Annotated in this window: 31 protein-coding genes; 15 read left to right on the forward strand and 16 right to left on the reverse strand. The window is 67.3% G+C overall.

Annotation, left to right across the window (positions count from 1 at the left end):
• Nucleotides 1–13: 13 nt before the first annotated feature.
• From M5C96_RS19330 to M5C96_RS19360, 7 genes are all read right to left on the reverse strand, one after another.
• The gene (locus M5C96_RS19330) at nucleotides 14–1,003 is read right to left on the reverse strand and encodes a TauD/TfdA family dioxygenase (RefSeq protein ID WP_272564782.1); all 990 of its coding nucleotides are present in this window, start codon (nucleotides 1,001–1,003) and stop codon (nucleotides 14–16) included.
• Nucleotides 1,000–1,428 (reverse strand): 4'-phosphopantetheinyl transferase family protein, encoded by a 429-nt coding sequence (locus tag M5C96_RS19335; RefSeq protein ID WP_272564783.1) that lies wholly within the window; start codon nucleotides 1,426–1,428, stop codon nucleotides 1,000–1,002. The genes M5C96_RS19330 and M5C96_RS19335 overlap by 4 nt, the downstream gene beginning before the upstream one ends.
• Nucleotides 1,365–1,688 (reverse strand): hypothetical protein, encoded by a 324-nt coding sequence (locus M5C96_RS19340; protein ID WP_272564784.1) that lies wholly within the window; start codon nucleotides 1,686–1,688, stop codon nucleotides 1,365–1,367. Before M5C96_RS19340 ends, M5C96_RS19335 begins: the two co-directional genes overlap by 64 nt.
• On the reverse strand, nucleotides 1,666–2,403 hold the full coding sequence (locus M5C96_RS19345) for a thioesterase II family protein (RefSeq protein ID WP_272564785.1): 738 nt from the start codon (nucleotides 2,401–2,403) through the stop codon (nucleotides 1,666–1,668). The genes M5C96_RS19340 and M5C96_RS19345 overlap by 23 nt, the downstream gene beginning before the upstream one ends.
• 5 nt (nucleotides 2,404–2,408) lie before the next feature.
• Nucleotides 2,409–2,687, reverse strand: a complete 279-nt coding sequence (locus M5C96_RS19350; RefSeq protein ID WP_272564786.1) for an MbtH family protein — start codon at nucleotides 2,685–2,687, stop codon at nucleotides 2,409–2,411.
• Between the two features lie 423 nt (nucleotides 2,688–3,110).
• Complete coding sequence (locus tag M5C96_RS19355) at nucleotides 3,111–4,154, reverse strand: alpha/beta hydrolase (RefSeq protein WP_272564787.1); 1,044 nt, start codon at nucleotides 4,152–4,154, stop codon at nucleotides 3,111–3,113.
• A gap of 249 nt (nucleotides 4,155–4,403) precedes the next feature.
• Complete coding sequence (locus tag M5C96_RS19360; protein ID WP_272564789.1) at nucleotides 4,404–4,625, reverse strand: hypothetical protein; 222 nt, start codon at nucleotides 4,623–4,625, stop codon at nucleotides 4,404–4,406.
• 208 nt (nucleotides 4,626–4,833) lie between these two features.
• On the opposite strand from M5C96_RS19360, the gene M5C96_RS19365 reads away from it, so the two are divergent.
• Complete coding sequence (locus M5C96_RS19365; protein ID WP_272564790.1) at nucleotides 4,834–5,874, forward strand: hypothetical protein; 1,041 nt, start codon at nucleotides 4,834–4,836, stop codon at nucleotides 5,872–5,874.
• 65 nt (nucleotides 5,875–5,939) lie between these two features.
• On the forward strand, nucleotides 5,940–6,335 hold the full coding sequence (locus M5C96_RS19370) for a hypothetical protein (RefSeq protein WP_272564791.1): 396 nt from the start codon (nucleotides 5,940–5,942) through the stop codon (nucleotides 6,333–6,335).
• Nucleotides 6,336–6,429: 94 nt separating this feature from the next.
• Here the strand turns inward: M5C96_RS19370 and M5C96_RS19375 are convergent, their stop codons facing one another.
• The 7 genes from M5C96_RS19375 to M5C96_RS19405 form a co-directional block, all read right to left on the reverse strand.
• The gene (locus tag M5C96_RS19375; protein ID WP_272564792.1) at nucleotides 6,430–7,488 is read right to left on the reverse strand and encodes a formylglycine-generating enzyme family protein; all 1,059 of its coding nucleotides are present in this window, start codon (nucleotides 7,486–7,488) and stop codon (nucleotides 6,430–6,432) included.
• A 146-nt stretch (nucleotides 7,489–7,634) separates the two neighbouring features.
• Nucleotides 7,635–7,841, reverse strand: coding sequence for a hypothetical protein (locus tag M5C96_RS19380; RefSeq protein WP_272564793.1), 207 nt, complete (start codon nucleotides 7,839–7,841; stop codon nucleotides 7,635–7,637).
• Nucleotides 7,842–7,974: 133 nt separating this feature from the next.
• Entirely contained in the window at nucleotides 7,975–8,667 is a 693-nt protein-coding gene (locus M5C96_RS19385; protein WP_272564794.1) for a 4'-phosphopantetheinyl transferase family protein, read from the reverse strand.
• On the reverse strand, nucleotides 8,645–9,028 hold the full coding sequence (locus M5C96_RS19390) for a thioesterase domain-containing protein (protein WP_272564795.1): 384 nt from the start codon (nucleotides 9,026–9,028) through the stop codon (nucleotides 8,645–8,647). Before M5C96_RS19390 ends, M5C96_RS19385 begins: the two co-directional genes overlap by 23 nt.
• A gap of 126 nt (nucleotides 9,029–9,154) precedes the next feature.
• On the reverse strand, nucleotides 9,155–9,394 hold the full coding sequence (locus tag M5C96_RS19395) for a DUF4880 domain-containing protein (RefSeq protein ID WP_272564796.1): 240 nt from the start codon (nucleotides 9,392–9,394) through the stop codon (nucleotides 9,155–9,157).
• 156 nt (nucleotides 9,395–9,550) lie between these two features.
• Nucleotides 9,551–10,075: a sigma-70 family RNA polymerase sigma factor gene (locus M5C96_RS19400; RefSeq protein ID WP_272564797.1), complete on the reverse strand. Its 525-nt coding sequence runs from the start codon at nucleotides 10,073–10,075 to the stop codon at nucleotides 9,551–9,553.
• 518 nt (nucleotides 10,076–10,593) lie between these two features.
• Nucleotides 10,594–10,929: a DUF6172 family protein gene (locus M5C96_RS19405; protein ID WP_272564798.1), complete on the reverse strand. Its 336-nt coding sequence runs from the start codon at nucleotides 10,927–10,929 to the stop codon at nucleotides 10,594–10,596.
• A gap of 243 nt (nucleotides 10,930–11,172) precedes the next feature.
• Here M5C96_RS19405 and M5C96_RS19410 point away from each other — a divergent pair, with 243 nt between their 5' ends.
• The 10 genes from M5C96_RS19410 (at nucleotide 11,173) to M5C96_RS19455 (ending at nucleotide 21,065) form a co-directional block, all read left to right on the forward strand.
• Nucleotides 11,173–12,138 carry a ferritin-like domain-containing protein gene (locus tag M5C96_RS19410; protein WP_272564799.1) on the forward strand — a complete coding sequence of 322 codons (966 nt, stop codon included), beginning with the start codon at nucleotides 11,173–11,175 and terminating at the stop codon, nucleotides 12,136–12,138.
• A 77-nt stretch (nucleotides 12,139–12,215) separates the two neighbouring features.
• On the forward strand, nucleotides 12,216–13,136 hold the full coding sequence (locus M5C96_RS19415) for a ZIP family metal transporter (RefSeq protein ID WP_272564800.1): 921 nt from the start codon (nucleotides 12,216–12,218) through the stop codon (nucleotides 13,134–13,136).
• A gap of 110 nt (nucleotides 13,137–13,246) precedes the next feature.
• Nucleotides 13,247–13,834, forward strand: coding sequence for a GbsR/MarR family transcriptional regulator (locus M5C96_RS19420; RefSeq protein WP_272564801.1), 588 nt, complete (start codon nucleotides 13,247–13,249; stop codon nucleotides 13,832–13,834).
• 6 nt (nucleotides 13,835–13,840) lie between these two features.
• Entirely contained in the window at nucleotides 13,841–15,208 is a 1,368-nt protein-coding gene (locus M5C96_RS19425) for a cytochrome ubiquinol oxidase subunit I (protein WP_272564803.1), read from the forward strand.
• A 16-nt stretch (nucleotides 15,209–15,224) separates the two neighbouring features.
• On the forward strand, nucleotides 15,225–16,226 hold the full coding sequence (locus M5C96_RS19430; RefSeq protein WP_442867400.1) for a cytochrome d ubiquinol oxidase subunit II: 1,002 nt from the start codon (nucleotides 15,225–15,227) through the stop codon (nucleotides 16,224–16,226).
• 119 nt (nucleotides 16,227–16,345) lie between these two features.
• On the forward strand, nucleotides 16,346–17,983 hold the full coding sequence (locus tag M5C96_RS19435; protein WP_272564805.1) for a histidine kinase famiy protein: 1,638 nt from the start codon (nucleotides 16,346–16,348) through the stop codon (nucleotides 17,981–17,983).
• Nucleotides 17,984–18,101: 118 nt separating this feature from the next.
• On the forward strand, nucleotides 18,102–19,145 hold the full coding sequence (locus tag M5C96_RS19440) for an SAM-dependent methyltransferase (protein ID WP_272564806.1): 1,044 nt from the start codon (nucleotides 18,102–18,104) through the stop codon (nucleotides 19,143–19,145).
• A gap of 10 nt (nucleotides 19,146–19,155) precedes the next feature.
• A complete protein-coding gene (locus M5C96_RS19445; RefSeq protein ID WP_272564807.1) occupies nucleotides 19,156–19,962 on the forward strand; it encodes a DUF1295 domain-containing protein in 807 nt (268 codons plus the stop codon).
• Complete coding sequence (locus M5C96_RS19450; protein WP_272564808.1) at nucleotides 19,959–20,624, forward strand: DUF6134 family protein; 666 nt, start codon at nucleotides 19,959–19,961, stop codon at nucleotides 20,622–20,624. The genes M5C96_RS19445 and M5C96_RS19450 overlap by 4 nt, the downstream gene beginning before the upstream one ends.
• A gap of 21 nt (nucleotides 20,625–20,645) precedes the next feature.
• Complete coding sequence (locus M5C96_RS19455) at nucleotides 20,646–21,065, forward strand: DUF2177 family protein (protein ID WP_272564809.1); 420 nt, start codon at nucleotides 20,646–20,648, stop codon at nucleotides 21,063–21,065.
• A gap of 41 nt (nucleotides 21,066–21,106) precedes the next feature.
• Here M5C96_RS19455 and M5C96_RS19460 read toward each other — a convergent pair whose 3' ends face one another.
• Nucleotides 21,107–21,766: a ChrR family anti-sigma-E factor gene (locus M5C96_RS19460; protein WP_272564810.1), complete on the reverse strand. Its 660-nt coding sequence runs from the start codon at nucleotides 21,764–21,766 to the stop codon at nucleotides 21,107–21,109.
• Nucleotides 21,763–22,305: a sigma-70 family RNA polymerase sigma factor gene (locus M5C96_RS19465; protein ID WP_272564811.1), complete on the reverse strand. Its 543-nt coding sequence runs from the start codon at nucleotides 22,303–22,305 to the stop codon at nucleotides 21,763–21,765. Before M5C96_RS19465 ends, M5C96_RS19460 begins: the two co-directional genes overlap by 4 nt.
• 233 nt (nucleotides 22,306–22,538) lie before the next feature.
• Between M5C96_RS19465 and M5C96_RS19470 the strand changes: the two genes are divergently transcribed.
• From M5C96_RS19470 to M5C96_RS19480, 3 genes are read left to right on the forward strand one after another with little or no spacing between them, the layout of a single operon-like run.
• Nucleotides 22,539–23,933, forward strand: coding sequence for an NAD(P)/FAD-dependent oxidoreductase (locus M5C96_RS19470; protein WP_272564812.1), 1,395 nt, complete (start codon nucleotides 22,539–22,541; stop codon nucleotides 23,931–23,933).
• Nucleotides 23,930–24,724: a DUF1365 domain-containing protein gene (locus tag M5C96_RS19475; RefSeq protein WP_272564813.1), complete on the forward strand. Its 795-nt coding sequence runs from the start codon at nucleotides 23,930–23,932 to the stop codon at nucleotides 24,722–24,724. The genes M5C96_RS19470 and M5C96_RS19475 overlap by 4 nt, the downstream gene beginning before the upstream one ends.
• Complete coding sequence (locus tag M5C96_RS19480; RefSeq protein WP_272564814.1) at nucleotides 24,721–26,022, forward strand: SAM-dependent methyltransferase; 1,302 nt, start codon at nucleotides 24,721–24,723, stop codon at nucleotides 26,020–26,022. Before M5C96_RS19475 ends, M5C96_RS19480 begins: the two co-directional genes overlap by 4 nt.
• Nucleotides 26,023–26,026: the final 4 nt, after the last annotated feature.

Genomic DNA, 26,026 nt, shown 5'->3' on the forward strand with positions numbered 1-26,026 from the left:
GCCTCCCGGGTTCTCAGAAACGATCCAGATTGCTGCGCGGCTCGGCCATGGCGACGATGACCTTGCGCGGTCCCTTGAAGGGCGAACGCGCATGGGCCACGAGCATGTTGTCCAGCATCAGTACGTCGCCCTGCTCCCAGGGGAAGCTGACGGTCTCGGCGTCGAGTGCGGTGCGCACCTCGGCAAAGATGTCGTCGCTGATCGTCGATCCGTCGGCAAAGAAGGTGTTGCGCGGCAGGTTCTCGATGCCGTAGATTTCTTCCAGCACCTCGCGCTCTTCGGGCTCGCGCGCCGAGATGTGGAACAGGTGCGCCTGGTTGAACCACACCATCTCGCCCGTCACGGGATGGCTTTCCATGGCCTGGCAAAGCTGGCGCGTTCGCAGGCCGTCGTCTTCCTTCCACTCCCAGTCCATGCGCGCATGGCGGCAGAAAGCCTCGACCTCGGCGCGACTTTCGGTGTTGAAGACCTTCTGCCAGGGCACGTCCATTTCGCCGAAATTGCGCACGTAGAGAATGCCGGGCTTGAACAGCTCTCGGATATGCGCCGGAATGCGCCGGTAGACCGCGCGGCTGTCGGCAATCGGCGTCTCTCCGCCCTCGGGCGACGCGGTGACGCAGTGAAACCAGATCTTCATGGGCCACTCGCGCGTATAGGCCTGCTCGTTGTGCAGGGGGATGCTCTGGTGGGCCGGGTACTCGGTGGAGGTGTAGACGCCCGCGCCGCTGGATGCCTCGACCGCGCTGCGTGGCGTGGAGGCAAATTCGTATTTCAGCAACGGATGGCCGAAGGCGGAAGCAAAGCGCTGGAAGGTCTCCACATCGGGCACGGAAAAACCGCGCAACAGCACGCCGCCCGTGGTCAGCAGCGCCTCGCCGATGTCGCGGCGCAGCGACTGCAGCGCGGCAAGCAGGTCCTGGCCTCGGTGGGCCGGCGTCATGAGCAGAGGAAGAAGAGATCCGGCAGGTGCCTTGCGCTCGAAGCGCTGAAGGGTTTCGTTCATGTCGATTCCTTGGTACGCCACGCAAGAGCTGCCGCGTAGCCCGGCGGCGCTGGCAGCGCCATTGCTTGAAAACCATTCCACTCGGGGACTTCGCTGGCAATTGCCAGCCGCCCATCCGCTTGGGGACTGATGTCGATGGAGCACAGGTGCTCGGCCACACCGATGCCGATGGCCTTGAGCACGGCCTCCTTGCCCACCCAGCGCTGGTAAAAAGCCGAGAGCACGTCGGGGGCGCGGCGCACGCTGTCGCGCTCCTGAGCCGTGCACACGACGCCCAGCATCACATCCGCATCGAGATCGCTGCGCTGCTGCTCAATGTCCACACCCAGGTGCATGACGCCGCAGGGATCAGCCAGAGCAATCAATGCGTGGTCTCCCGAATGCGAGACGTTGAACACCGGTGCGCACTGCGGCGCCTCATCCACGAAAGGCTTGCCATGGGGCCCCATGGACAGCGGTACTTCGGAAGGACAGCAGCCCAGCCGCTGCCCAACAGGCAACGCACAGCGTTGCGGGTTTGCGCGAAGCGCACCCGGTCGGCCCGCCGCACGTAGCGCCAGGCGCGGCTGCGCTCCTCGGGTGTCAGGTGCTGCAGTGCCTGTTGCGCGTCGGCCTGCAGATCGAGATCCAGGCGAAAGATCTCGATGCCCGCCGGCAGCGCATCAGGCATGGGCGTGAGATGCATGGCTTTCTCCTGCCACCGACCATGCCAAGCGTTGCTGCAGTGCGGACAGCACCCTGGCTTCATGCTGCTTGATGAAGAAATGGCCGCCATCAAACCAGTCGAGCGAGAAGCCCGTTGCCGTCTCGGCGGACCAGGCGTCCATGCGCTCGGCCGCGATGTCATCCTCACGCCCCGCAAAGACATGCAGCGGCATGGGCAGCGGTGGCTCGGCCGCATAGGCAAAGCTCTCGCAGACACGGTAATCGGCCCCGAGCACGTCCAGCGTGATGCGCATGAGCTCCGGACTGGCGAAGACGTCTTCGGGTGTGCCGCCCTGCTTGCGCAGATCGGCGATCAATGCCTCATCGTCGCCCTTGCGCGCAAATCGCTCCGGATCGCGGCGTGAGGGCGCGGAACTGCCAGAAGCGACCACGGCCAGTGGCAGTTCGCGCCCCGTGGCACGCAGATGGCGCGCCATGCCGAAGGCCAAGAGCGCGCCCATGCTGTGCCCGAACAGGACGAAGCGTCCTTGCATGGCACTGCGTTGCTCGCGGCACACCAACGCCACCATCTGTGCGAAGTCCTCGACGGCCGGCTCGCCCAAACGACCTCCGCGCCCAGGCAACTCCACGGGAACCAGATGCATCCACTGCGGAAGTTGCCGGCGCCAGCGCAAATACATCGTGGCACTGGCGCCGGCGCACGGCAGGCAGAGCAGGTTCAGGGGGGCAGCCATGCCGGTCAACCGGCAGCAGAATCAGACGTCTCCAGCCGAAGGGAGCCGGCATCCGAACGAGCACGCTCCTGCTCTTGCATCCATACCCGCAAGGACTTGGGACGCATGTCAGTCCAGGTCCGGTCTACATACTCGAGCACCGTCTTTTTGTCGCCCTTGACACCCTCCACCGCGGTCCAGCCGCCCGGGACGGCTTTCCAATGGGGCCAGATGGAATATTGCTCTTCATGGTTGACCAGCACGATGAAGGTTTCGTCTTCGCGGTCGAAGCAGCTTGTAGACATGAGATCGTCCTTATGCACTTAAACAGTGATGGAGTCGGCAAGGCCAACGCTTGTCTAACGAGACGATCGGAGATTGCTTTTGTTCATGCCGAGTCAGGCATCCAAGGCTGGCCGGCCTTGTCGCGCTGGAAAATGACCACGCTGCAGGTCGGGCTGTAGCGGGCACAATTGCACGTCCCGCCCTCCTCGACCGCACCGGGATGAGTGCTTCTGCGGGGCCTCCCCAGCGACCCTCCTGTCTCTCGGTGGGGAACAGGCATTGACAACCGCGACTCGCAAGACCTCATCTGCCCGGCCATCGATGCTGCGAACGACGGGTTCGGCGTGCAGGCGGTGAGGAACGCATCAGGCTCCCCCAAGCCACCTATCCAAAGAGTTCTCACACCCGCTCATGCACGATGCGGCCGTGTTCACGCATGGCACTCAAACGGCAAGCGACTCCCGCAAACGATCCCCCGCGTAGGCCTGCGCCAGCCGCGCCTTCTCCAGCACTGCGGCCGCACCGAAGAACTCGTGCGCCACGCCTTCGTATTCCCGGCGCTCCACCGGAGTGCCGGCCTTTTGCAGGGCGTCTTCCAGCTTCGCTCCATCGCTGCGCAACGGGTCCAGGCGGGCGTTGATGATGGTCACGGGCGGCAGGCCGCGCAGGTCGGCGTTGATGAGGGACAGGCGGGGGTCGGCCAGGTCGTCCTCCGTGCGCACCAGATGGTCGACGAACCACTTCACCATCGCGCGGTTCAATGGCTTGGCGATGGCGTTTTCGAGGTACGACTCGGTGCTGAGGCTGGTCTGCGCCACGGGGTACACGCTCAGCACGTGCCGGGGCAACGGCAGGCCGGCGTCTCTGGCCGCAATGGCGGTGGCCACGGCCAGGTTGCCGCCGGCGCTCTCTCCGGCCAGCGCCAGGCGGCGGGCGTCGCCCCCGATGCGGGAGGCAAACTGGGTGAGCCAGCGGTAGCTGGCCAGGGCGTCGTCCCAGGCGGCGGGGAACTTGTGCTCCGGTGCCTGGCGGTAGTCCACCGACACGACGATGGCGTGCGCCTGCTTGGCCAGGCCCCGGGCACCGCCGTCATAGACCTCCTTGTCGGCGATGACCCAGCCGCCACCATGAAAGAACAGCACCACGGGCAGCTCGGTGCCCTGGCCGGTGGCGTCTTCCGGTGCATAGACAGTGGCCTGCAGTGGGCCGTGGTCGGTGTCGATGGACAGGGGCGTGGCGCGCACGCCGGGCACCAGCGCGGTGGGATCGGTGGCGCGGCCCTGCTGGGTCAGCAGGTGTTTCACGGCATCCGCCACGGTGGGCTGGCTGCGGGCTTCCTGCACGCTGAGTTTCTCGATGGCCTTGGGGTGAAGGGCTTCGTGGGCCTTGGCCAGTTCGAGCTGGTCATCGTCGGCACGGATCGCGGCGATGGTGTTGGACAGTGCGTTGACGATGGGGTTGGGCTCGCCGTGCTTTTCGTCGCTCATGGGACATTCCTTCGAGACAGTGAATGGATGAGCGGCCACTCTATGGAGGGCTTGGGCAGTGCCGCGTCAGACGCCACGCCGGGGCAGCGTGCGGCCACAGGAGGCGCGTTTGACGGCAAGTTTTACGGCAAGGGCAGAGCCACGCGCCGTGCGCCCGGTCACGGGGCGCACGCAGGCCACGCCAGGGCGCGAAGGGATGCGCGAAAAAGAAAGGATCGATGGCATTGGCCCGTGCCTGACCTGCCGGCCTCAGCGGAACCCGCCCCGTGTCGGGTCGTGTGGTAACCGCGTGGCGCGCGGGCCTCCTTCCACCCGGTCGGGGGCCACGCGTTGGCGTTGTTGCTCGGCCAGGGCCGTGCGCGCGAGATGCAGGCGCTCGGCCGCCTGGTGCAGGGATTGCCGCAGCGCCACCGCGGCCGATCGAAGCCGGCGCGCACGCTGGATGGGGTCTTCGTCGTCTTGCGTGGACATGCCGATGCCCTGGCAAACGGTGTTCCCGCGGGTGGCGGGGCGCGGCCGCAAAAAGTCCGCGGGGCCTGAACGGCCTTCGCTTGCACGCCGATCGGTTCGGCCCTCGCCAGGCGACGCGGGCAGCCAGGCGGCACCATCCCCTTCAGCCACGACACAAAGCCGGCCGTCCGGTTGCAGTCGCCCCCTCTTTTTGCATGGGATACGGTAAATGACATCGATATTCAGCTTCAACAAGCTGCGGACCGCCATGGGTTCAGCAGGCGCTTCGGCCGACCCGGCACCTTCCGCCACACCCGGCACGCCGAGCGGCAAAAGCAAGTCCTCGAGCGGTTTCAACGGGCTGCAGGGCCGCGAGAACCCGGCGCAGAGCGGTGGCATGGCCCCGCGCGGCCGCTCGCCGATGATGCAGGCGTTTTCCAACGCCGCGATGCACGCCCACGGGGCCGTGCACCAAGCATCGCAGGGCATGCAGAACGACGTGCAGAAGCTCAAGAACGGCTATTCGGCATTCCGCGCCGAGTCCCATGCCGCGTCTCGTCCGAACTTCAGCTATCCCCAACTGGCGGGGGAACATCGCCTGGCACAGGCCGACCATCGGCAACGCGCGCAGGCAGCCTATTCCCAGGCGGCAGGCCATGCCCGTGCGTTTTTCGGGGAAACGGCCCATGGCATGTCGCAAGGGGCGCGCCAGGCGGCGTCCTCCCTGGCATCGACGATGGAACGGTTCGATCCGCGCCGGCTGGCCCATCAAGCCAAGCGGTATGGCAACGCAGCCCTGCACCAGGCGACTCAGGTGGCCATGGTGGGCGTGGGCGGCGCGCTGCTCGCAGGCGCGGCCGTGGCCCATGGCGTGAATGCGGCGCGGCACAAGGTGGGACAGGTCGCGCACTCCGCCGCCCAGAGGGTGGACCACGCCATGTACCGGGCGGATCAGGCCATCCAGTCGGCCGTGAACCGTGCGGAATACGCGGTCCACTCCGGCCTGCACCGCATGGACAACGCACTGCACCGGGCGGAACACAAGATCCAGAACATGGGGCATCGCATCGACCAAGCGGTGCAGTCGGCCGTCTATCGGGCCGAGCACAGGGTGCAAACCGCGCTCAACCAGGCAGCCTACCCGTTCCATGCGGCGGCGCAGACCTACCAGTCACTCGCGCATGCGGCATCGGTGTTCAAGCACGACATGGCGCATTTCGACCCTTACCGCATGTCAAACCAATACCAGCGATACCAGTCCAGCTGGTGATGCCGGTCGATTGCTCACAACGAACCTGATCGCCGCCTCGGCCACCTCATCTCGCAATACCTGCCATGACCACCGAATACCTCGCCGAAACCCCTGTGACCTCTGACGCATCGCCCCTTGAAACCGCTGGCGATGCACCGCCGCCCCCGTTCGACGAACGGGCCCTGCTGGCGCACTATGTGCTGCGCGATTTCGAGCAAGCCGTGGCCAACGTGGAACAGCAGCTGTACGAATCCGAGCCCGCTCCCGATGCGTCGTCGGAGTCCCCTCCCACGCAGGAGGCCCTGGAAGCCTTGGCCGAGGAGCGCAGGGCGCTGGCGCGCGACATCGTGGTCGACGCATGGCTCAACCGCAACAACCCGGATTGGGACCCGGCCCGGCCGGAAACCCATCGGCCCGACCCGAACGATCCGCTGTTGGCGATTCTTCAATCCGTGCAGGAGCCCGCACCCGCGGACTGACGGCATGGCAGCGTGAAGCCACGCTGCCCGACAGTCGCCGTGCTGCGGATGGCCCGCCATTCAAGCGGCGCACGGCCGGGGGCCGCCATGGCCCTCAGCGCGCAGTGGGCGGCACGGCCTTTTTTCGGGACGCCGCCGCACCGTCGATCTCCCGCAGCAGCCGCACCCCCACCAGCGTGTAGCGCGTGTCCGGGCTGTTCCAGTTGCGGTACGAACAGCGCGCATACAGCGGCCAGGTGTGCCAGGAGCCGCCGCGGCGCACGCGCACGTCGCCCTGCGCGGGGCCCTGCGGATCGTCGCGCGCCGACTCAGCATAGGCGGTGTCGCCGTGCCAGTCCGAAACCCATTCCCACGCGTTGCCCACCATGTCGTGCAGGCCGAAGGCGTTGGCGGGGTAGCTGGCCACCGGCGCGGTGAAGGCATGGCCGTCGTGGCCTTGGAGCGCCTGGGCCTGCCAGCGGGGCCAGTAGGGCACGGCGTCCTGGTCGAACGTGTTGGCATGGCGCACCAGGCCTTCAGGATCGTCGCCGTGCGGATAGCGGGTGCGCTTGCCGGCGCGGCAGGCGTATTCCCACTCGGCCTCGGTCGGCAGGCGGTAGCGGTGGCCTTCGGTGCTGCTGAGCCATGCCGCCAGCGCGTGCGCGTCGTGCCAGGTGATGTTGACCACCGGATGGTCGTCGCCCTGCGCAAAGCCCGGGTTGCGCCAGGAGTAGCGCCGGTCGCGCCCCTCGAAGGCGTCGCCGCGCGCGGTGCTGGCCGGGTCGTAGCCGGGGTTGTAGCCATAGCCTCCCGTGCCGTCGGCCTCGGATTCGGCGCGGTAGCCCGATGCCTCGATGAAGCGGCGGAACTGGCCCACGGTCACCTCGGTCTGGCCCAGGTAGAACGCGCGGCGGATGCGCACGGTGTGCACGGGCGCCTCGTCCGCCAGCAGGGTGAAGCGCTGTCGCTCCATGAGCGGGTAGGACGCCGCCAGGGCCTCGGGGGATTCGTCGCTGCCCATGCGAAAGCGGCCGGCCGGGATGCGCACGAAGGGCATGCCGATCGAATTGGTCCAGACCACGGCGGCGGGCGGCTGCGCACGCGCGAAGGTCGGAACCGCCAGCCCCAGCACCGCCGACAGGGAAGACAGAACACGGAGCGTGGAAGGGCGCATGGCGATTCCCTGAAGGGTCCCGGAGACCGGAGGGGATCAGTGTATGCGGGCGGGGGTGGCCTGCGAAGGGTTCAAGCCAAATTGGCTTCCACGGCATATATCACTAAGGCATATTGCTACAAAAATAGGAGCAAATTTTCATCGATTCACCGTGCCCGCCGCCCTTCCACCCCGCCCTGCCCTGCCTGGGCCACGCCACCTGCCTGCCTGGCCACCACGCGGTCGGCCAGGTGGACGTCGCGGTTGTCGCGGGAGATGACGTCCAGCAGGTGCCCGCCCGAGCGCAGTTCGGTGTAGAAAAGGCGGCGAAAGGTGAGGTCTCGGTCGTCCACCCATCCGTCGGGCATCAGCATCGGGGCCCCCTCCACGGCGAGACAGGCACCAGCGCCAGCCGCTTGCGCTGCCCGTCCATTCCCATGGTGTGCACCGGCCCGTTCATGCCCTGAAGGCAGCGAGCGGCGGGCGGATGCGGTAGACCTCGGCCTTCTAAACGGGAGCCGGCAGCTTGCTGCGCCATGCCAGCGCCGCCACATAGCCCGGCGGTGCCGCGAGCGCCATGGCCTCCAGCCCGGACCATTGCGGCACGGTGCTTTCAACCGACCACCGGCCGTCCCGGCCGGGATGAATGCCCACGCAACGCAGGTGTTCGGCAATGCCCACGCCGATGGCCTTGAGCACCGCTTCCTTGCCCACCCAGCACTGGTAAAGGGCGCGCTGCGGATCGGTCGCCCGGGCCACCGCTACGCGCTCCCGATCGGTCAGGACGGTCTGCGCCAGGGAATCGATGTCCAGTCCTCCGCGGCATCGCTCGATGTCGATGCCTACGACACTGACGGCGCCCGGGTCCGCCACGGCGATCAGGGCATGGCCTCCCGAATGCGACACGTTGAACAGCGGCACCTCGCCACGCCGGTCAACGAACGGCTTGCCATGGGCATCCTGCGCCAGCGGCACCTCGGCGGGCCCGCAGCCCAGGCGGTCGGACAGCAAGCGCCGGGTGGCCGCGCGGGTTTCGGCAAAGCGCCGGCGATCCGCCGCCCGCAGGAACCGGCTGGTGCGCACCCGCTCTGCCGGACTCAGAACGTCCAGGGGCAATGCGCCATCGCTTTCCAGATCGAAGTCGAGGCGGTAGCCCTCGATGCCCGTCGGCAACGGCTCAAGCAAGCGCTGCAGCGGCACGCGCACCCCCCACTGTGGTCTGCGCCAGGCGGCACACGAACGACGCCAGAAAGGGGCTTTCCTGTGGTCGCGAAGAGAAGTGCCCGCCGTCTAGCCAGCAGCGCGTGCACGCCGCGCTCGACTCTGCCGACCCAGCCTGCATGCTCGACGGATCGATGCGGTCCTGCCGCCCGGCCAACACGTGCCACCGCACGGGTAAAGCGCTTGGCTCGGTGTGGCGAAAGCTCTGGCACACCCGGTAAGCCACCGCGAGCGCATCCAGCGTGAGGCGCAACAGCCCGGCGCTTTTCCAGGCCCCCTCCGGTGTACCGCCTGGATCCCGCAAGTCGGCGATCAGCGCGGCATTGTTGCCTTTGTCCATGAACCGATTCGGTTCACGCATCGAGGAAAGTCTCGTCGTCGCAGTCGAGGCCGCTGGTTGACATGGATACGTCCTTGGGCGGTGGAGAGGAAATGGCCGCACGACGCCGGCAGCCAGACAGACGGATCAGTCCTGCGCCTTGGGCAGGGCTCGCGCCGGGGTGGTCTCCCGCAGGTCGCTCATGGGTGCCGTCAGACCGGCCAGCAGCCAGAGCCGCGCCGCCTTGTCGTACGCCTTGCGGTGCGCCTCGTCGGCCGTCAGCCAGCGCATCATCGCCTCGCGGGCTGCCGGGTCGAAACCCTCACGGTCGTACTCGCGCTGCACCCAATCCCACGCCACGGCCCAATGGGGGTCGGCTTGTGTCATGCCTCAAACTCGCTCGCGCCGCGGCGCATCGGTGGACCAACCGACCGGATGCGGATGCACCGGCCCTGGCTGACGGCCACCTTACCGCAAGTAGGCCTCGCGGGGCAAAGCGCTTTTTCGGAAAGTGCGGAGTTCGATGGCGCCGTGGCGAACGGCTCAATCGTCCGTGAGCAGGTGGTGCAAGGCGGCAATGGCCTGGGTGGCTTCGGCGATCAGCCGGTTGACCAGCCCCAGGGCGCAGCCCAACGAGATGGCGATGTCGCGCTGCGTCATGCCGTCGAGCCGGTACAGCTGGAATGCCACGCGGGTTCTCGTGGGCAGGTCCGCCAGCGCCTTTTCGATCAGGCCCACGAGCTGCCGATCGCGCATCAGGCGGTCGGGCGACTCGGGCCCGGCCACCTCCAGGGCTTCGACATCCATGCCGGAGGCAACGCAGTTGCGCTCCACGGCCTGCCGCCGGCAATGGTCGAGCGCCAGATTGCGCACCACCTGGCAGCAGTAGCCGATGGGCTGGTCGATCTTGCGTTCGCTCGCACCGCCGACGATGCGCAGATAGGCGTCCTGCACGATGTCGTCCGCCAGATCCATCGTGCGAACGATCTTGTGCGCCACGCGCAAAAGCTGCGCCCGGTTGGCCACGAACACCTCTCCGAGCGATGGCCCGGACGAATGCAAAGACATGTACAGCACCTCCCAGTGAACTGAATAAATCGCCATGGTCCGGGGCGGCTGGCCGCCTTATCCCAGGCCCGGCAGGTCGCCCCGCCTCCCGTCCCCATCGAGCGCCGAAGGAACCAGAGGTCTTTCATGAACTATTTCATCGATCATCCATGAAATGTTAATGAGAATTATTATTAATTGGTGACGGAAAGAAACCGCGAATCCGCGGTGACTGACCTTACCCATGAAGACGTGCGAGCGCGGAAGATGAAGACAGGGGGAAGGCGCCAACGCACGCGTCCTGCTGCATGGCCTCGGTCAGAAAATGCTGCGAGCCGCCACAGCGGCGCGGGGATCGCCTCCGATCCCGGGCCCTCGGAAGGCGGGCGACGCCTTCCGCAGAGCCAGAGCCGGGAGCGCTCATTTCAGATTTTGCTACTGAATTTATAGCAACAACGGCAAACAATCCGCCGGCATGAGAGGCTTTTGACTGCCATGACTGCCAATGGCAGCCAGCGGACCTTCTCCGCTGCTTCGGCCTACCCCTGCGCGCCCTCGTCGTCCCCTTCGTCGTCCGGGGCGGCACGCCGCTCGTGCACGGCCTTCACGGCCGGGCGTGCCAGCACCTCCACATAGAAGGCATCCGCCCCGTCCGCCGCCGCAGCGCCCACGCGATCGATCAAGTCGGCCAGCGGCACGGTTTCCGCAGACTCCTTCGTCAGGCCGAAGCGGCAATCGAAGTCCCAGTAGTTCGATCCGGCGGGCAGTTCGCGCTTGCGTTCGCGGCGCAGGTATTGGCGGATTTCATGCTTGACGCCATCCAGAACACGCTCGCGCTGCTTGTTGGGGGAAATGAGGGTGAAGTTTTTTCGCATGGGCGATGGTAGCCCCAGTGGACCGCCCGCCATGCCCGTGCCACCGCATGGCCGGCATGGCAAAGAAACTTGAATCCGTTGCTGCACCAGCCCCGTACCCCCACCACAGGAAGACGGCGGAGGCGATCCATGGCATGCAGTGCCGGGCATCGGCCGGCCCCGCTTTCCTGCCTCTCCGGCAACGGCTCCCTGCCGCTGGACCGACATGTGACCTTCGTGCTTCGCACACCACCAGGAACCACCATGATCGACATCCCTGCATCGCCCCTTGAAATCCTGCAACGCCGCTCCGACAAGCTCAAAGAGCGTCGGATGTTCTTTCGCAAGACCGGGGGCTTTGCCGCTGGCATGGCGGGAGGCGCCATCCTCACCGCGTGCGGCGGCGGATCGGGCCCGGCCGTCGGCGCCGACGCGCCCACCGACCCGGAGATTCTCAACTTCGCGCTGAACCTGGAGTACCTGGAGGCGCAGTTCTACCTCTACGCCACGACCGGCGCCGGCCTGCCCGATGCGCAGACCACCGGCACGGGCACGCGCGGCACCGTGATCGGTGGCACCAAGGTGCCCTTCTCCGACCCGGTGGTGGCAGCCTACGCCAAGGAGATCGCCGCCGACGAGCTGGCCCATGTGAATTTCCTGCGGGCCGCCCTGGGATCGTCCGCCGTCGCCATGCCATCGATCGACGTGGGCGGCACCGACCCGAACGGTGCCTTCTCCAAGGCGGCGCAGGCCTCCGGGCTGATCCCGGCCGGGACGGCCTTCAATCCCTACAAGGACGATCTGAGCTTTCTGCTGGGCGCGTTCATCTTCGAGGACGTGGGCGTCACGGCCTACAAGGGCGCCGCGCCGCTGATCCAGAACAAGACCTACCTGGAGGCCGCTGCCGGCATCCTGGCCGCAGAGGCCTACCACGCGGGACTGGTGCGCACGGTGCTGTATTCGAAGGGCATCGATGCCCAGGCGGCGGCGGGCAAGATTTCCGACGCGCGCGACACCCTGGACAACTCCAAGGACCTGGACCAAGGCATCGCGCCCGACGCCAGCGGGGCATCGAACATCGTTCCGCTGGACGCCAACGGCATCGCCTACAGCCGCTCTCCGGACGACGTGCTCAACATCGTCTATCTCACGCCCAACGCGGCCAGCCAGGGCGGGTTCTTTCCGGCCGGCGTGAATGGCAGCCTGCGGCTGAGTAGCGTGTACATGTAGCCGCCCGAAGGCACCGCCGCGGCGTCGTGCCGCCGTGGTCTCCGCCCACCCCGCCCATCCTTGCAGGAGTCCTTGCCATGCCATTGCATTCCCATGATCCAGCAAGCCATGCCGAAGTGCCCGCGCATCACGCCCTGTCCTGGCGCCAATGGCTGGGGTTGGGCATCGTGGCCGCGGGCCTGGCCATCCTCTCGGCACAGGCCATGGGTGGCCTGGTCAGCGGAGACGACCGGCTGCACGGCGCCCTGCTGGGCGGGCTGATGGCGGCTGCAGCAACGGCGCTGGGCACGCTGCCCGTGCTGCTGTCGCAGAAGTTCTCGCAACGCACGCACGACACCATGCTCGGCTTCGGCGCCGGGGTCATGCTCGCGGCCAGTGCGTTCTCTCTCGTCATTCCCGCCCTGGCCGCGGCGAAGTCCCAGGGCGCCGGGCCGTGGGGGGCGGGCGGCATCGTGGGCGCGGGCATCCTGGGCGGGGCCCTGTTGTTGCTGCTGATCGATCGCGCCGTGCCGCACGAGCATTTCGTGAAAGGGCTGGAAGGCCCGCAGGCCCGCGCCATCAAGCGCGCCTGGCTCTTCGTGCTCGCCATCACCCTTCACAACCTGCCCGAGGGCCTGGCCATCGGGGTAGCTTTCGCCGGCCCGGACGGCGTGGGGGCCAAGGCGCTGGCCGCGGGCATCTCCATCCAGGACGTTCCCGAGGGCATGGTGGTGGCGCTGGCCCTGCGCGGCGTGGGCTACGGCCGCTGGATGTCCGCGGGCCTGGGCGTGGTGTCCGGCCTGATCGAGCCGGTGGCGGCCGTCATGGGTGTGGCACTGATCGGCCTGTCGGCCAGCCTGCTGCCCTGGGGGCTCGCCGCGGCCGCGGGCGCCATGCTGTACGTCATCAGCCACGAGATCATTCCGGAATCCCACCGCAAGGGTCATGAGGCTTTCGCCACGGGAGGGCTGATGCTGGGCTTCGTGGTGATGATGCTGCTCGATACCGCCCTGGGATGAACGGCCCATTCCGGCTTTGCAGCGCTGTCTGCCTATGATTCGGCCCTGATGTACTTATTGAATTTTCAGTAAATCCTGAAAATTCAATAAACCCGAGGCACAATCGCGGCATGACACAGATCAAGCCGCTCCCCTCCCTGAATCGACAATTCGTGGCCCACTTCGGCGAAATGGGCAGCCGCTGGGGCATCAACCGCACCGTCGGGCAGATCTACGCCCTGCTCTACCTATCGCCGCGCCCTGTCAATGCGGATGAAATCGCCGAGACGCTGGAGTTTTCTCGCTCGAACGTGAGCATGGGCCTGAAGGAACTGCAGGCCTGGCGGCTCGTCCAGTTGCGCCACCAGCCAGGTGACCGGCGCGAGTACTTCGAAGCGCCGCAGGACGTGTGGCAGATCTTCCGCACCCTGGCCGAAGAGCGCCGGCGCCGCGAGATCGAGCCCACGCTGTCAATGCTGCGCATGGCCCTGCTGGAAGAGCCCACGTCCGAGGACGAACGCCATGCGCAGCAGCGCATGCAGGACATGCACGACCTCATCGACCGCCTGATGACCTGGTTCGACGACGTGCAGCGCCTCGCCCCGGAGACCGCAATGCAGCTCATGGGCATGGGCACCGCCGTCACGCGGGTGCTGGAGTTCAAGGACCGGCTCACCGGCAAGGGCGGCACCGGCAAGCAGGGCGGAAAGGACCGGTAGATCGCCATGGACACCTTCATGCTCTCGCGGATCCAGTTCGCGGCCAACATCAGCTTTCACATCCTGTTTCCCACCATCAACATCGCGCTGTGCTGGTTCCTGGTGTACTTCCGGCTGCGCCACCGGGCCGCCGCCGGCACACCGGCCGCGCAGGGCTGGGAGCAGGCCTACTACTTCTGGACCAAGGTCTTCGCGCTGACCTTCGCCCTCGGCGTGGTGTCGGGGGTGACCATGAGCTTTCAGTTCGGCACCAACTGGCCCGGCTTCATGGAGCGGGCCGGCAACATCGCAGGCCCACTGCTGGGCTACGAGGTGTTCACCGCGTTCTTCCTGGAGGCGACGTTCCTGAGCATCATGCTGTTCGGCCGCCAGCACGTCAGCGACCGCGTGCACCTGATCGCCACCCTGCTCGTGGCCGGGGGCACCACCCTGTCGGCCTTCTGGATCCTGAGCCTCAACTCCTGGATGCAGACGCCTGCGGGCTTCGAGATCATCGACGGCAAGTTCCACGCGGTGGACTGGCTGGCCATCGTCTTCAACCCCTCTTTCCCCTACCGCCTGGGCCACAAGCTGCTGGCGTCCACGCTGACCGCCGGTTTCCTGCTGGCCGGCGTGAGCGCCTGGCAGTTGATCCGCGGCACAGCCACGCTCGGCACGCCCTTGGCGCTGCGCGCCGCCCTCGTCGCGGTGGCCGTGGCCATCCCCGCGCAGATCCTGATGGGCGACATGCATGGCCTCAACACCTTGCAGCACCAGCCCGCCAAGATCGCCGCGATCGAAGGCATCTGGCACACCGAAAAGGGCGCGCCGCTCACGCTGTTCGGCTGGCCCAACGAGAAAGAGGGCCGCACCGACTACGCCGTGCAGATCCCCAAGGCCGCCAGCCTGATCCTGGCGCACGACAGCGAGGCCGAACTCAAGGGCCTCGCCGAATTCCAAGGCGCGCATCCGCCCGTCGCGCCCGTGTTCTGGAGCTTTAGGGTGATGGTCGGCATGGGCATGCTCATGCTGGCGGTGGCATGGTGGGGCGCTTTCGCGCTGTGGCGCCGCCGCAAGGAGGCCTCGCCCGTGGCGTCGCTCCCGCGCGCCCTGCTGTTCACCCTGGTGGCCATGACCTTCTCGGGCTGGGTGGCCACGCTGGCCGGCTGGTATGTGACCGAGATCGGACGCCAGCCCTACCTGGTGTACGGCCTGCTGCGCGCCGCCGACACGGTGGCGCAGCACCCACCCTCAACCGTGGCGATGTCGCTCGCCGCCTATCTGGCGGTGTATGTCACGCTGCTGGTGAGCTATGTCGCCGTCATCAAGTACATGGCCGAACACGCGGCCATGCCCACGCCGGCGGTCCGCCCGCCGGCACCGCAAGCCGTTTGAGGTGCCCGCCATGGAAATGACCCTTGCCAATGTTCTGCCCCTCGCCTTCATGGCGGTCATGGGCCTGGCCCTGCTGGCGTACGTGGTGCTGGACGGCTACGACCTGGGGGTGGGCATGCTGCTGCCCTTCGCCAGCGATGCCGAAAAAGACACCATGGTCTCCAGCATCGGACCGTTCTGGGATGCCAACGAAACCTGGCTGGTGCTGGGCGTGGGCGTGTTGCTGGTGTGCTTTCCGATGGCCCACGGCGTGGTGCTTTCAGCGCTCTATGCGCCGGCCACCGTGATGCTGCTGGGCCTCATCCTGCGCGGCGTGGCGTTCGACTTCCGGGTGAAGGCGCGCGATGCCCACAAGACCGCCTGGAACCGCACCTTCGCCGCCGGCTCGCTGGTAACCACGCTCGCGCAGGGCTGGATGCTGGGCGCCTACGTGACCGGCTTCGCAGGCGGCCTGTGGCCCACGCTGTTCGCCGCCGGCATTGCCGCCACGCTGCCCGCGGCCTACTGCATGCTGGGTGCCGGCTGGCTGCTCATGAAGACCGAGGGCGACCTGCAGCGCAAGGCGCTGGCGTGGGGCCGCGCGGTGCTGTGGCCCATGGCCCTGGCCTTGGGCGCCATTTCGCTGGCGACGCCTTTGGTCAGCCACACGGTGTTCGAGAAATGGTTCGCGCTGCCTCAGCTCTTCGTGCTGCTGCCCATTCCCCTGGCCTGCGCCGCGGCGCTGTTCGCGATCCACCACGTGCTGCACACCCCGCGCATCGTGAACGCAGGCTACGGCTGGATCGTGTTCGTCGCCACCGTCGCGGTGTTCCTCCTCGCGTTCTTCGGGCTGGCGTACAGCCTCTATCCCTACATCGTCATCGACCGCATCACGGTGTGGCAGGCGGCGAGCGCGACCGAATCGCTCGCGGTGGTGGCGGTGGGCGTGGGCATCACACTGCCGGCCATCGTCGCCTACACCATCTTCATGTACCGGGTGTTCTGGGGCAAGGCGAAAGCGCTGACGTACGGGCTTTGAGATCGCTGCCCGGGCACGTCACGCCATGGCAATCAGGGCCATGGCGGCGTGTGCACCTACACCGGCCGGGCAGATTTGGCCGGCCGTTGCGAAGACGATTGCATTAGCATTCCCGCAACATGAGCAGCAGCGAAAAGCCCCCCGTACCCGGCCCGTGGCAAGCCTACGTGGCCGAAGGCGCCCCCGGCGAAGTGTCCGACCACAAGGACGACATTTTCTTTGCGGCCATCGAAACCACCCGCATGCCCATGCTGGTGACCGACCCCCGCCAGCCCGACAACCCCATCGTGTTCTGCAATCGGGCTTTCGTGGCGATGACGGGCTACTCCGTCCAGGAGATCATGGGGCACAACTGCCGATTCCTGCAGGGCCCGGCGACCGACCGCAACACCATTGCTGCCATCCGCGAAGCCATTGAACAGCGGCGCGAAATTTCGCTGGAGCTGCTCAACTACCGCAAGGACGGCTCCTCGTTCTGGAATGCCCTCTTCATCTCACCGGTCTACAACAGCCGGCGCGAGCTTGTCTATTTCTTCGCCTCGCAGTTGGACGTGAGCCGGCGGCGCGATGCGGAGGAAGCCCTCTCGCAGGCGCAGAAGATGGAGGCCCTCGGCCAGCTCACCGGCGGCATCTCCCACGACTTCAACAACCTGCTTCAAGTGATGTCCGGGCACCTGGACGTCATGCGCGTCAAGAACCGCAACAACCGCCTGGGGCCGCAGGACATCGACCGCTCCATCGACAGCATTCGCAGTGCGGTATCCAAGGCATCCACGCTGACCCAGCAGTTGCTGGCCTTCTCGCGCAAGCAAAAGCTCAAAGGTCGGGTGGTCAATCTCAACAGCCTCGTCCGGGGCATGGCCACGCTGGCCGAACGCACGCTGGGCGAAGCCATCGAGATGGAATACGTGCTCGGCGAAGACCTGCCGAACTGCGAGCTGGACACGACGCAGCTCGAAGTGGCTGTGCTCAATCTGTTGCTGAACTCCCGTGATGCCATGCCCAACGGAGGCCGCATCCGCGTGGAAACCCAGGGCATCCACCTGGATGCGCAGGATGGCGACACCTTCTCCGGACTGCAGTCCGGTCACTACGCCACCATCTCCGTGACGGACACCGGCGCCGGCATCCCGCCCGAAGTGGTGTCGCGCGTGATGGACCCCTTCTTCACCACCAAGGAGGAAGGCAAGGGCACGGGCCTGGGCCTGTCGATGGTGTATGGCTTTGCCAAGCAGTCGGGCGGCGCCGTCACCATCTATTCGGAAGTGGGCCTGGGCACCACGGTGCGCATGTATTTCCCTGCCGTGCACGGCCGCCCCCATCCCGATCTGGCCGAATCGCTGACCCCGAAAAACCGGGGAGGCAGTGAAACCATCCTCGTGGTGGACGACCGGGTCGAGGTGGCCGAACTGGCCCAGGCCATGCTTGAGGGGCTGGGCTACACCGTGCACGTGGCGCACAGCGCCCATGCCGCGCTGAAACTGGTGCGGGCGTTGCCGCAGGACGCGCTGCCGGACTTGCTCTTCACCGACGTGGTGATGCCCGGGGGATTGAACGGCTACGAACTCGCGCGGGAGATGCGCAAGACCGTGGCGGGCATCCACATCCTGCTCACTACAGGGTTCGACCGCGACATGGGCAGCCTGGCCAACGTGGCGCCGACGGAGTTCGAGATCCTGAAAAAACCCTATCGGTTGGCGGACCTGGCACGCAGCGTGCGCATGGTGCTGGACGGCGCCACCGGCACCCGGACCTGACGGCATGAAACCGGGTGCGCTATGCAGTGAAATTTCGCGCCGCCAGCAATCCAACGGCCACAAGCCTGCGTACAGAAAGCAGGCCGCACATTCCGACGCGGCATTCCAGGAGCCGCACATGCCGAAAAGCACCGCCAATGCCATTCGATGGGCCGAGCAGGGCATCGTGCCCGACCAGATGGTGCGGTACGGCATTCGCCGGCTTCTGAAAGAACGCCTTCAGGAAATGCGAAGCGGCGATGCCGAAGCCACGGCAGAGCAGACGCAGGCCTTCGTGGATGCCATGCGCAAGGCCGAGCTGGCACCGCTGCCCGACAAGGCCAACGAGCAGCACTACGAGGTGCCGGCCGAATTCTTCGGCGCGGTGCTCGGCCCGCATCGCAAGTACAGCAGCGGCTACTGGGGCGACGGAGCCGCCACCCTGGCGCAGGCAGAAGAAGCGGCGCTCCTTCGAACGTGCGAGCACGCCGGACTGGTCGACGGGCAGCGCATTCTGGAGCTGGGATGCGGCTGGGGGTCCCTCACGCTGTGGATGGCGCAGCGCTACCCCGCCAGCCGCATCACCGCCGTTTCCAATTCGCACTCGCAGCGCGCCTACATCGATGCAGAGGCGGCCAGGCGCGGTCTGTCCAACGTGCAGGTGATCACCTGCGATTTCAACCGCTTCGACATTGCGGCCCGCTTCGACCGCGTCGTTTCGGTGGAGATGTTTGAGCACCTTCGCAACTGGCCGCAGGCCTTCGCCAACGTATCGCACTGGCTCGCACCCGGGGGCCGGTTCTTCATGCACGTGTTCGCCCACCGCGAGGCACCCTATCCGTTCGAGGAACGCGATGCGAGTGACTGGATGAGCAAGCATTTCTTCTCCGGTGGCATGATGCCCAGCGACGATCTGGCCCTGCACTGCCAGGACGATCTGCAGTTGCGGCGGCGCTGGCGCTGGGACGGCACGCACTACGAACGCACGGCCCGCGCCTGGCTGGACAACATGGATCTGCAACACGATGCGCTCATGCCACTGTTCCGCCGCACCTACGGAGAGGACGCCCCGGCGTGGTGGAGCCGGTGGCGCCTGTTTTTCCTGTCGGTGGAAGAGCTCTTCGGCTTTGACGGCGGGCAGCAGTGGTGGGTGAGTCACTACCTGTTCGACCGGCGCGACTGATCGGAACGGCATGAATGCATCGGCTACCGTCACCTGGGCCCTGTACGGCCTCGCCTGGGCCCTGTCCGCGTCCATTGCCACATGGCTGGTGAGCCTGGCCCGCAAGGATGCCAGCTTGGCCGATCGGGCCTGGCCCATACTCATTGCCGGCTGCGGCGCCGTGTATGGGGCCTTGGCCCCGAGCCTCGGGGCCCGGGGCATTGCGTTGCTGCTGCTGTCGGGGATCTGGGGACTGCGGCTGTGCGCCTACATCACCGCACGCAATTGGGGGCATGGCGAAGACCACCGCTACCGCGCGATGCGCGAACGCAACCGCCCGAACTTCGCCTTCAAGAGCCTGTACCTCGTGTTCGGCCTGCAGGGCGTGCTGGCCTGGATCGTCTCGGCGCCCTTGCTGGCGGGTCTGGCGGCATCGCCCCACCCGCTGGGCACGATCGATGCGATCGGCATCGCCCTGGCCGGATTCGGCATCGTGTTCGAGGCGGTGGGCGATGCGCAGATGGCGCGCTTCAAGTCCGATCCCGCCCATGCGGGGCAGGTCATGGACCGGGGCCTGTGGCGGTTCACGCGCCACCCCAACTATTTCGGTGAAGCCTGCGTCTGGTGGGGCCTCTGGCTCTTGGCGCTCGCAGGCACGGGCTGGGCGGGCGTGTGGACCATCGTGTCGCCCGCGCTCATGACGGTCCTGCTGCTGCGCGTGTCGGGCGTGGCGCTGCTGGAAAAAGACATCGCCGAGCGGCGCCCGGCCTACCGCGAGTACATGCTGCGCACCAATGCCTTCATTCCGGGACCACCGCGCACCGGAGGCCCCCGATGACCGGCCGCCTTGCATCCTGCGGCCGGCAAACCGCCTGGTGCATTGCCGCCGCCTTGCTGTGGACCGCCACGGCCATGCCTGCAGCCGCGGCAATGCCGGCGGCCAACGAGTGGAATTTCCAGGTGGCCCTGGATGGCACGCCGATCGGCGAACACCGCTTTCGCCTGTCGGCGCCTGCGGCCCAAGAGCGTGTGCTGACCAGCGAAGCACGCTTTGCCGTCAAGCTGCTCGGCCTGGTGGTCTATCGCTACCGGCACGATGCCCGTGAACTTTGGCGAGATGGATGCCTTGAAGCCATCACCGCGGAGACGCAGGACGACGGCAAGGTCAACAAAGTGGACCTGCGCTTTCCCGCACCGGGCAGCACCACTCCGCCCGCCGAAGGCATGCCCGCGTGCACCTTGAGTTTTGCCTACTGGAACCCGGCCATCCGCAGCTCGACGCAGTTGCTCAATGCCCAGACCGGCAAGATCGATGCCGTGCAAGTGGTGCGGCAGGGCGAAGGCACACTCGACGTGCGGGGCGAAACCGTGGCGGCAGTGCGCTGGCGCATCACCGGGCTGCCGCACCCGATTGACCTCTGGTATGCCGCCGACGGCGCGTGGATCGGCCTCGATTCCACCGTGGGCAGCGGCCGCCGACTCAGCTACCGATTGAAATAACCGCCCCCCAGGAGAACACCCATGATGATCCGCCCCCTTGCCGTCGCCTATGCATCCACAGCCCTGGTCTTCCTGGCGCTCGACGCCGTATGGCTCTCCACCATGGCTGACCGCCTTTACCGCCCCGCCATCGGGCACCTCATGCAGGACAAGTTTTCGGTGGCGCCCGCGGCGTTGTTCTACCTGATCTACGTCGCCGGCGTGGTCGTGATGGCGGTGTTGCCTGCGGTGGAGCAGCGCAGCTGGGCATCGGCCCTGGGCATGGGCGCCCTGCTGGGGCTGATCGCCTACGCCACCTACGACCTGACCAACCAGGCCACCCTGAAAGACTGGCCGTGGAGCGTGACGATCGCCGACATGTGCTGGGGCGCTTTCGTCACGGGCGCAGCCGCCACGGCCGCTTGCCTGGCCACCCTGCGCTGGGGCGGTCCGCTGCGCTGATTGGTTTTCGCGGCGCGCCCTTCGACGGGGCGCGCATCCGCTCACATGCCGGCGAGCGCACCGACCCAACGCGCGATGGCACCATCGAAAACCACCCGGCCCTCGATGCCCGCCAGGCAGATACATTCGCCGCCCGGCTCCACCACCGGCTGATGGTGCACCTGCCCATCGGCGCCGTCGAAATCTCCCGGGCCGAACCGCGCGCGCCCATCGTGGAAGGCGCCATGCAGCACCTGGGTCCATTCCACCTCGCTGTGCGTGTGCTGGGGTAAACGCTTGCCCGCACCGATGCGCAGGAGCAGCACGTTGGCCTGGGCATCGTCCGGCAGGGTCACGCGGCTCCAGCGCATACCGGGGCCCAGCCAGCGCCAGGGGGAGACCTGGCAAGCATCGAGCGCATCGGGCCAGAAGGCGCCTTCCGGCCAAGACGCCGGGCGTGTCGATGACCGCCGGCCAGGGACAGGGCGATGTGCAGCGCCGTCGATGGCGGCCAGGGTGCGCGCCAGGGCATCGGGCTGCAACGTGGCCGGGGCGATGCCGTCCAGCATGGCACCGCCCACCATTTCGAGTATGCACAAGCGCTCGCGGCATTGCGCGCACATGGCCACATGCGCCTGGATCAGCAGCGAGGCAACCGCGGGCAGGTGCCCGGCGGCCTGGGCCAGCAGCACGTTGTCGGCAGGATGGTGTTGGATCGTCATGGCTCAAGGTGGCCGAGCAAGCGGCGCAAATGGTTCATCGCCAGGCGGACCCGCGATTTCACGGTGCCCAGCGGAATGCCCAGATCCTGCGCGATCCGGGCGTGGGGATGCTCTTCGAAGAAAGACAGCCGCAGCACCTGAGCCTGCTCGGGCGCCAGCTGCTGCAGGGCATGCCGCACGTCGCGCTCCTGTTTCGCGGCGTAGCAGTGTTCTTCGGGCGCAGGCGCCGTGTCGGGCAGCTGCTCGCCCTGGCCTTCGTCCTGTTCCAGCGCCAAGTTGGATCGGCGCCGGAAGTGGTCCACCCGCAGGTTGCGCGCAATCGTGAACACCCAGGTGGAGACTCCGGCATGCGCCGGGTCGAACAGGTGCGCCTTGCGCCAGACGCTGACCAGCGCCTCCTGAGCCAGGTCCTCCGCCACGCTCTCTGGGGTCCCGAGGCGCATGAGGTAGGCCTTCACGCGCGGGGCGAAGTGCTTGAACAGCGCCGCGAACGCCTGCCGGTCACCCTGGGCGGCCACCGCCTGGACCAGGGCGCTCAACGCGTCTCCCGTCGGATGGGCTCCATGGGTGGGTGGCTGGGTCACGATCGACAAATAAGGAGGCCAGGATTTTCGAGGCCTGGAAGGCCGCTCTGCGGGCTGGCGGACGGTGGTCATGCTGCTCATACGCAACACCCGGCGGATTAGATCACGCCCATCTGGTGGAATCCAAACGCGTGGTCACTGCGTATACCGACACAATACTCCGCGAGGAGACTTCGAGGATGGACGAAATGACAATCCACGCGGCGCCTGCGCCCGCATCGCCCGCCAAGGCCGCCCCGACGGGGCGGCCGCTGGACGTGGCCGTGATCGGCAGCGGCATTTCCGGCCTGTCGGCAGCGTGGCTGCTCGCCCAACGCCACCAGGTCACGCTGTTCGAGGCCGACCAGCGGCCCGGCGGCCACAGCCACACCGTCCACGTGCCCGGGCCGGAGGGCGACATCGCCGTGGACACCGGGTTCATCGTCTACAACGAATCGGCCTATCCCAACTTGACGGCGCTGTTCGCGCACCTGCAGGTGGCCACGCTGGCCACCGACATGTCCTTCGGCGTGAGCCTGGACGGCGGCGCACTCGAATACAGCGGCACCGGCTTCGGCGGCGTCTTCGCCCAGCGCCGCAATCTGCTGAGCCCCCGTTTCTGGTCGATGCTGCGTGATCTGGTTCGCTTTTACCGCCGGGCGCCCACCGATGTCCGCCAACTGGGCGACCTCTCGCTCGATGCCTATCTAGACCAGCATGGCTATGGCCGGGCGTTCCGCGAGGACCACCTCTATCCCATGGCCGCCGCCATCTGGTCCACGCCCGCGGCGCGCATTGGCGAGTACCCCGTCCAGGCGTTCGTGCGCTTTTGCGAAAACCACCACCTGCTGAACCTCGGGCACCGTCCGGCCTGGCGCACCGTGCAAGGCGGCAGCCAGCGCTACGTGCAGAAGATCACGGAGGTTCTCGGGCAGGGGCTGCGCCTGGACAGCGCGGCCATCGAAGTGCGACGCACCGCCGAGGGTGCCTACGTGCGCACGGGCGATGCGCAGGAATCGCGGCGTTTCGACCAAGTGGTCATCGCCACCCATGCCGACCAGGCCCTGCGCCTGCTGCCGGATGCGAGCCAGGCAGAGACCGAGCTGCTCGGCGCCTTCGGCTACAGCCGCAACCGGGCCGTGCTGCACAACGACCCGGCCCTCATGCCCCGGCGCCGCGCGGTGTGGTCCAGCTGGAACTACGCCGCCGAGCGCGAACGCAGCGAGGCCCTGAGCGTGACCTACTGGATGAACCGCCTGCAGCACATTCCGGACGCCACCCCGCTGTTCCTCACGCTCAACCCCACGCAGGAGCCGCCCCCCCGCCACCTGCTGCACACGCAGACCTACGAGCACCCGATCTTCAACGGCGCCGCCATGCAGGCCCAGCGATCGCTCTGGTCGCTGCAGGGCCAGCGGCGCACCTGGTTCTGCGGCGCCTACTTCGGCTCCGGGTTCCACGAAGACGGGCTGCAGGCCGGCCTCGCCGTGGCGGAGGCCCTGGGCGGCGTGCGCCGGCCCTGGAGCGTGAACGACGAATCCGGCCGCATCCACCTGCCCGTGGCCTCTGCGCACGCAGCGGCACGCCTGGGAGCCGCGCGGTGAAGGGCCAGTCCGCGCTCTATACCGGCCGCGTGATGCACCAGCGGCTCAGCCCGGCGCGGCACCGGCTGCAGTACCGCGTCTTTTCGCTGCTGATCGATCTGGACGAACTGGCAGGGCTCGACCGACGCCTGCGGTTGTTCTCCGTCAACCGCTTCAACCTGTTCAGCCTGCACGAGAAGGACTACGGCGGCGCCGAGGGCCTGCCGATGCGCCAGCATGTGGAGCAGCAACTGTCCCGGGCGGGGCTGGCGCCCGGCGGCCGCATCCAGCTGCTGACCATGCCCCGCATCCTGGGCTACGCCTTCAACCCGCTGACCGTGTACTTCTGCCACCGGCCCGACGGCGCGCTCCAGGCCCTGCTCTACGAGGTGAACAACACCTTCGGCGAGCGCCACAGCTATCTCATTGCCGTCCCCGAAGCCGAGCAGCACGCCACCCGCATCCGGCAGTCGTGCGACAAGGAATTCCATGTGTCGCCCTTTCTGGGGCTATCGATGCGCTATGCCTTCGACATCGCCCTGCCTGCGGCGCAGCGCGACCACTTGGGCGTGAGCATCACGGCCAGCGATGCGAACGGACCCGTGCTGGTCGCGCGCTTCCACGCGCGCCGCCGGCCGCTCGACGACCGCGCCCTCGCCCGCACCTTCCTCACCCACCCGCTGCTCACGCTGAAAGTGATGGGCGCCATCCACTGGGAAGCACTGAAGCTCTGGATCAAAAGGGTGCCGCTGCACACCAAGCCGCCCGCGCCGGCCCTGCCCGTGACCATCATCAAAACCAAAGACCTATGACCCTCCCCACCCCCTCCACCGGACTTCCGACGGACGGCACGCATGCGGTCGCGTCGATGCCCCGCCGGGCCACCTGGCGGTCGCGGCCCCTGCAGCGCGTGCTGCGCCGCCTGCTGACCAACGTGCGCTGCGGCACCCTGACCGTGGAGCTGCCCGGCGGCGAACGCGCCGAAGGCCGCGGCACCGAGCCCGGGCCCCACGGCACCCTCGTGCTACACCGCTGGCGCCCGCTGTGGCGCCTGGCCGTGGGCGGCGACCTGGGCCTGGCGGAGAGCTACCGTCAGGGTGAATGGTCCAGCCCCGACCTGGCCGCCCTGCTGGAACTGGGCGTGCGCAACGAGGCCGGCTGGGGCCGTGCGCTACAGGCCAGCCTGCCGGCGCGGCTGCTGGCGCGGCTGTTCCACCTGCGCCGCGCCAACACCCGCCGGGGCAGCCGCCAGAACATCTCGTTCCACTACGACATGGGCAACGATTTCTATGCCCAGTGGCTGGACCCGGACATGCTCTATTCCAGCGCCATCTACGGCACGGGCCAGGAATCGCTGGAGCAGGCCCAGCAGGCCAAGCTGGCCCGCATCGCCACCCTGCTGGCGCCCCGGGCCGGCGAACGCGTGCTGGAGATCGGCTGCGGCTGGGGCGCCCTGGCCATTGCCCTGGCCCGCGACACCGGCGCATCGGTGACCGGCCTCACCCTGTCGTCCGAGCAACTGCGCCACGCCCGCCAGCGCGTGCACGAAGAGGCGCTCACCGAGCACATCGACCTGCGGCTGCAGGACTACCGCGACGTCGAAGGCCAGTTCGACCACATCGTCTCCATCGAAATGCTGGAGGCCGTGGGCGAGCGCTACTGGCCGGCCTATTTCCAAACGCTCAAAGAGCGGCTGCGCCCCGGCGGCCGGGCGGTGGTACAGGTCATCACCATCGCGGACGCACAGTTCGAGCAGTACCGCAGCACCACCGACTTCATCCAGCGCTACATCTTTCCGGGCGGCATGCTGCCCTCGCCCTCGCGGCTGCGGCAAGCGCTGGCGAACGCGGGCCTGGCGCTGCAGGCCGCGGAAACCTTCGGCCCCAGCTATGCGACCACCCTGGCCGAATGGCGCCACCGCTTCCTGAGCACCTGGCCCACGATCGAGCCGCTGGGCTTCGATGCGCCGTTCCGTCGGCTGTGGGAGTACTACCTGTGCTATTGCGAAGCCGGCTTCAGCACCGGCCGGGTGGACGTGGGCCTGTACACCATCGTCCATGCCCCGCCGGCCGCCCCGGACACGCCCGACACACCGCACCGCCCCGGGTAAACCG

The organism is Acidovorax sp. GBBC 1281 (genome assembly GCF_028473645.1).
Taxonomy (GTDB): Bacteria; Pseudomonadota; Gammaproteobacteria; order Burkholderiales; family Burkholderiaceae_C; genus Paracidovorax.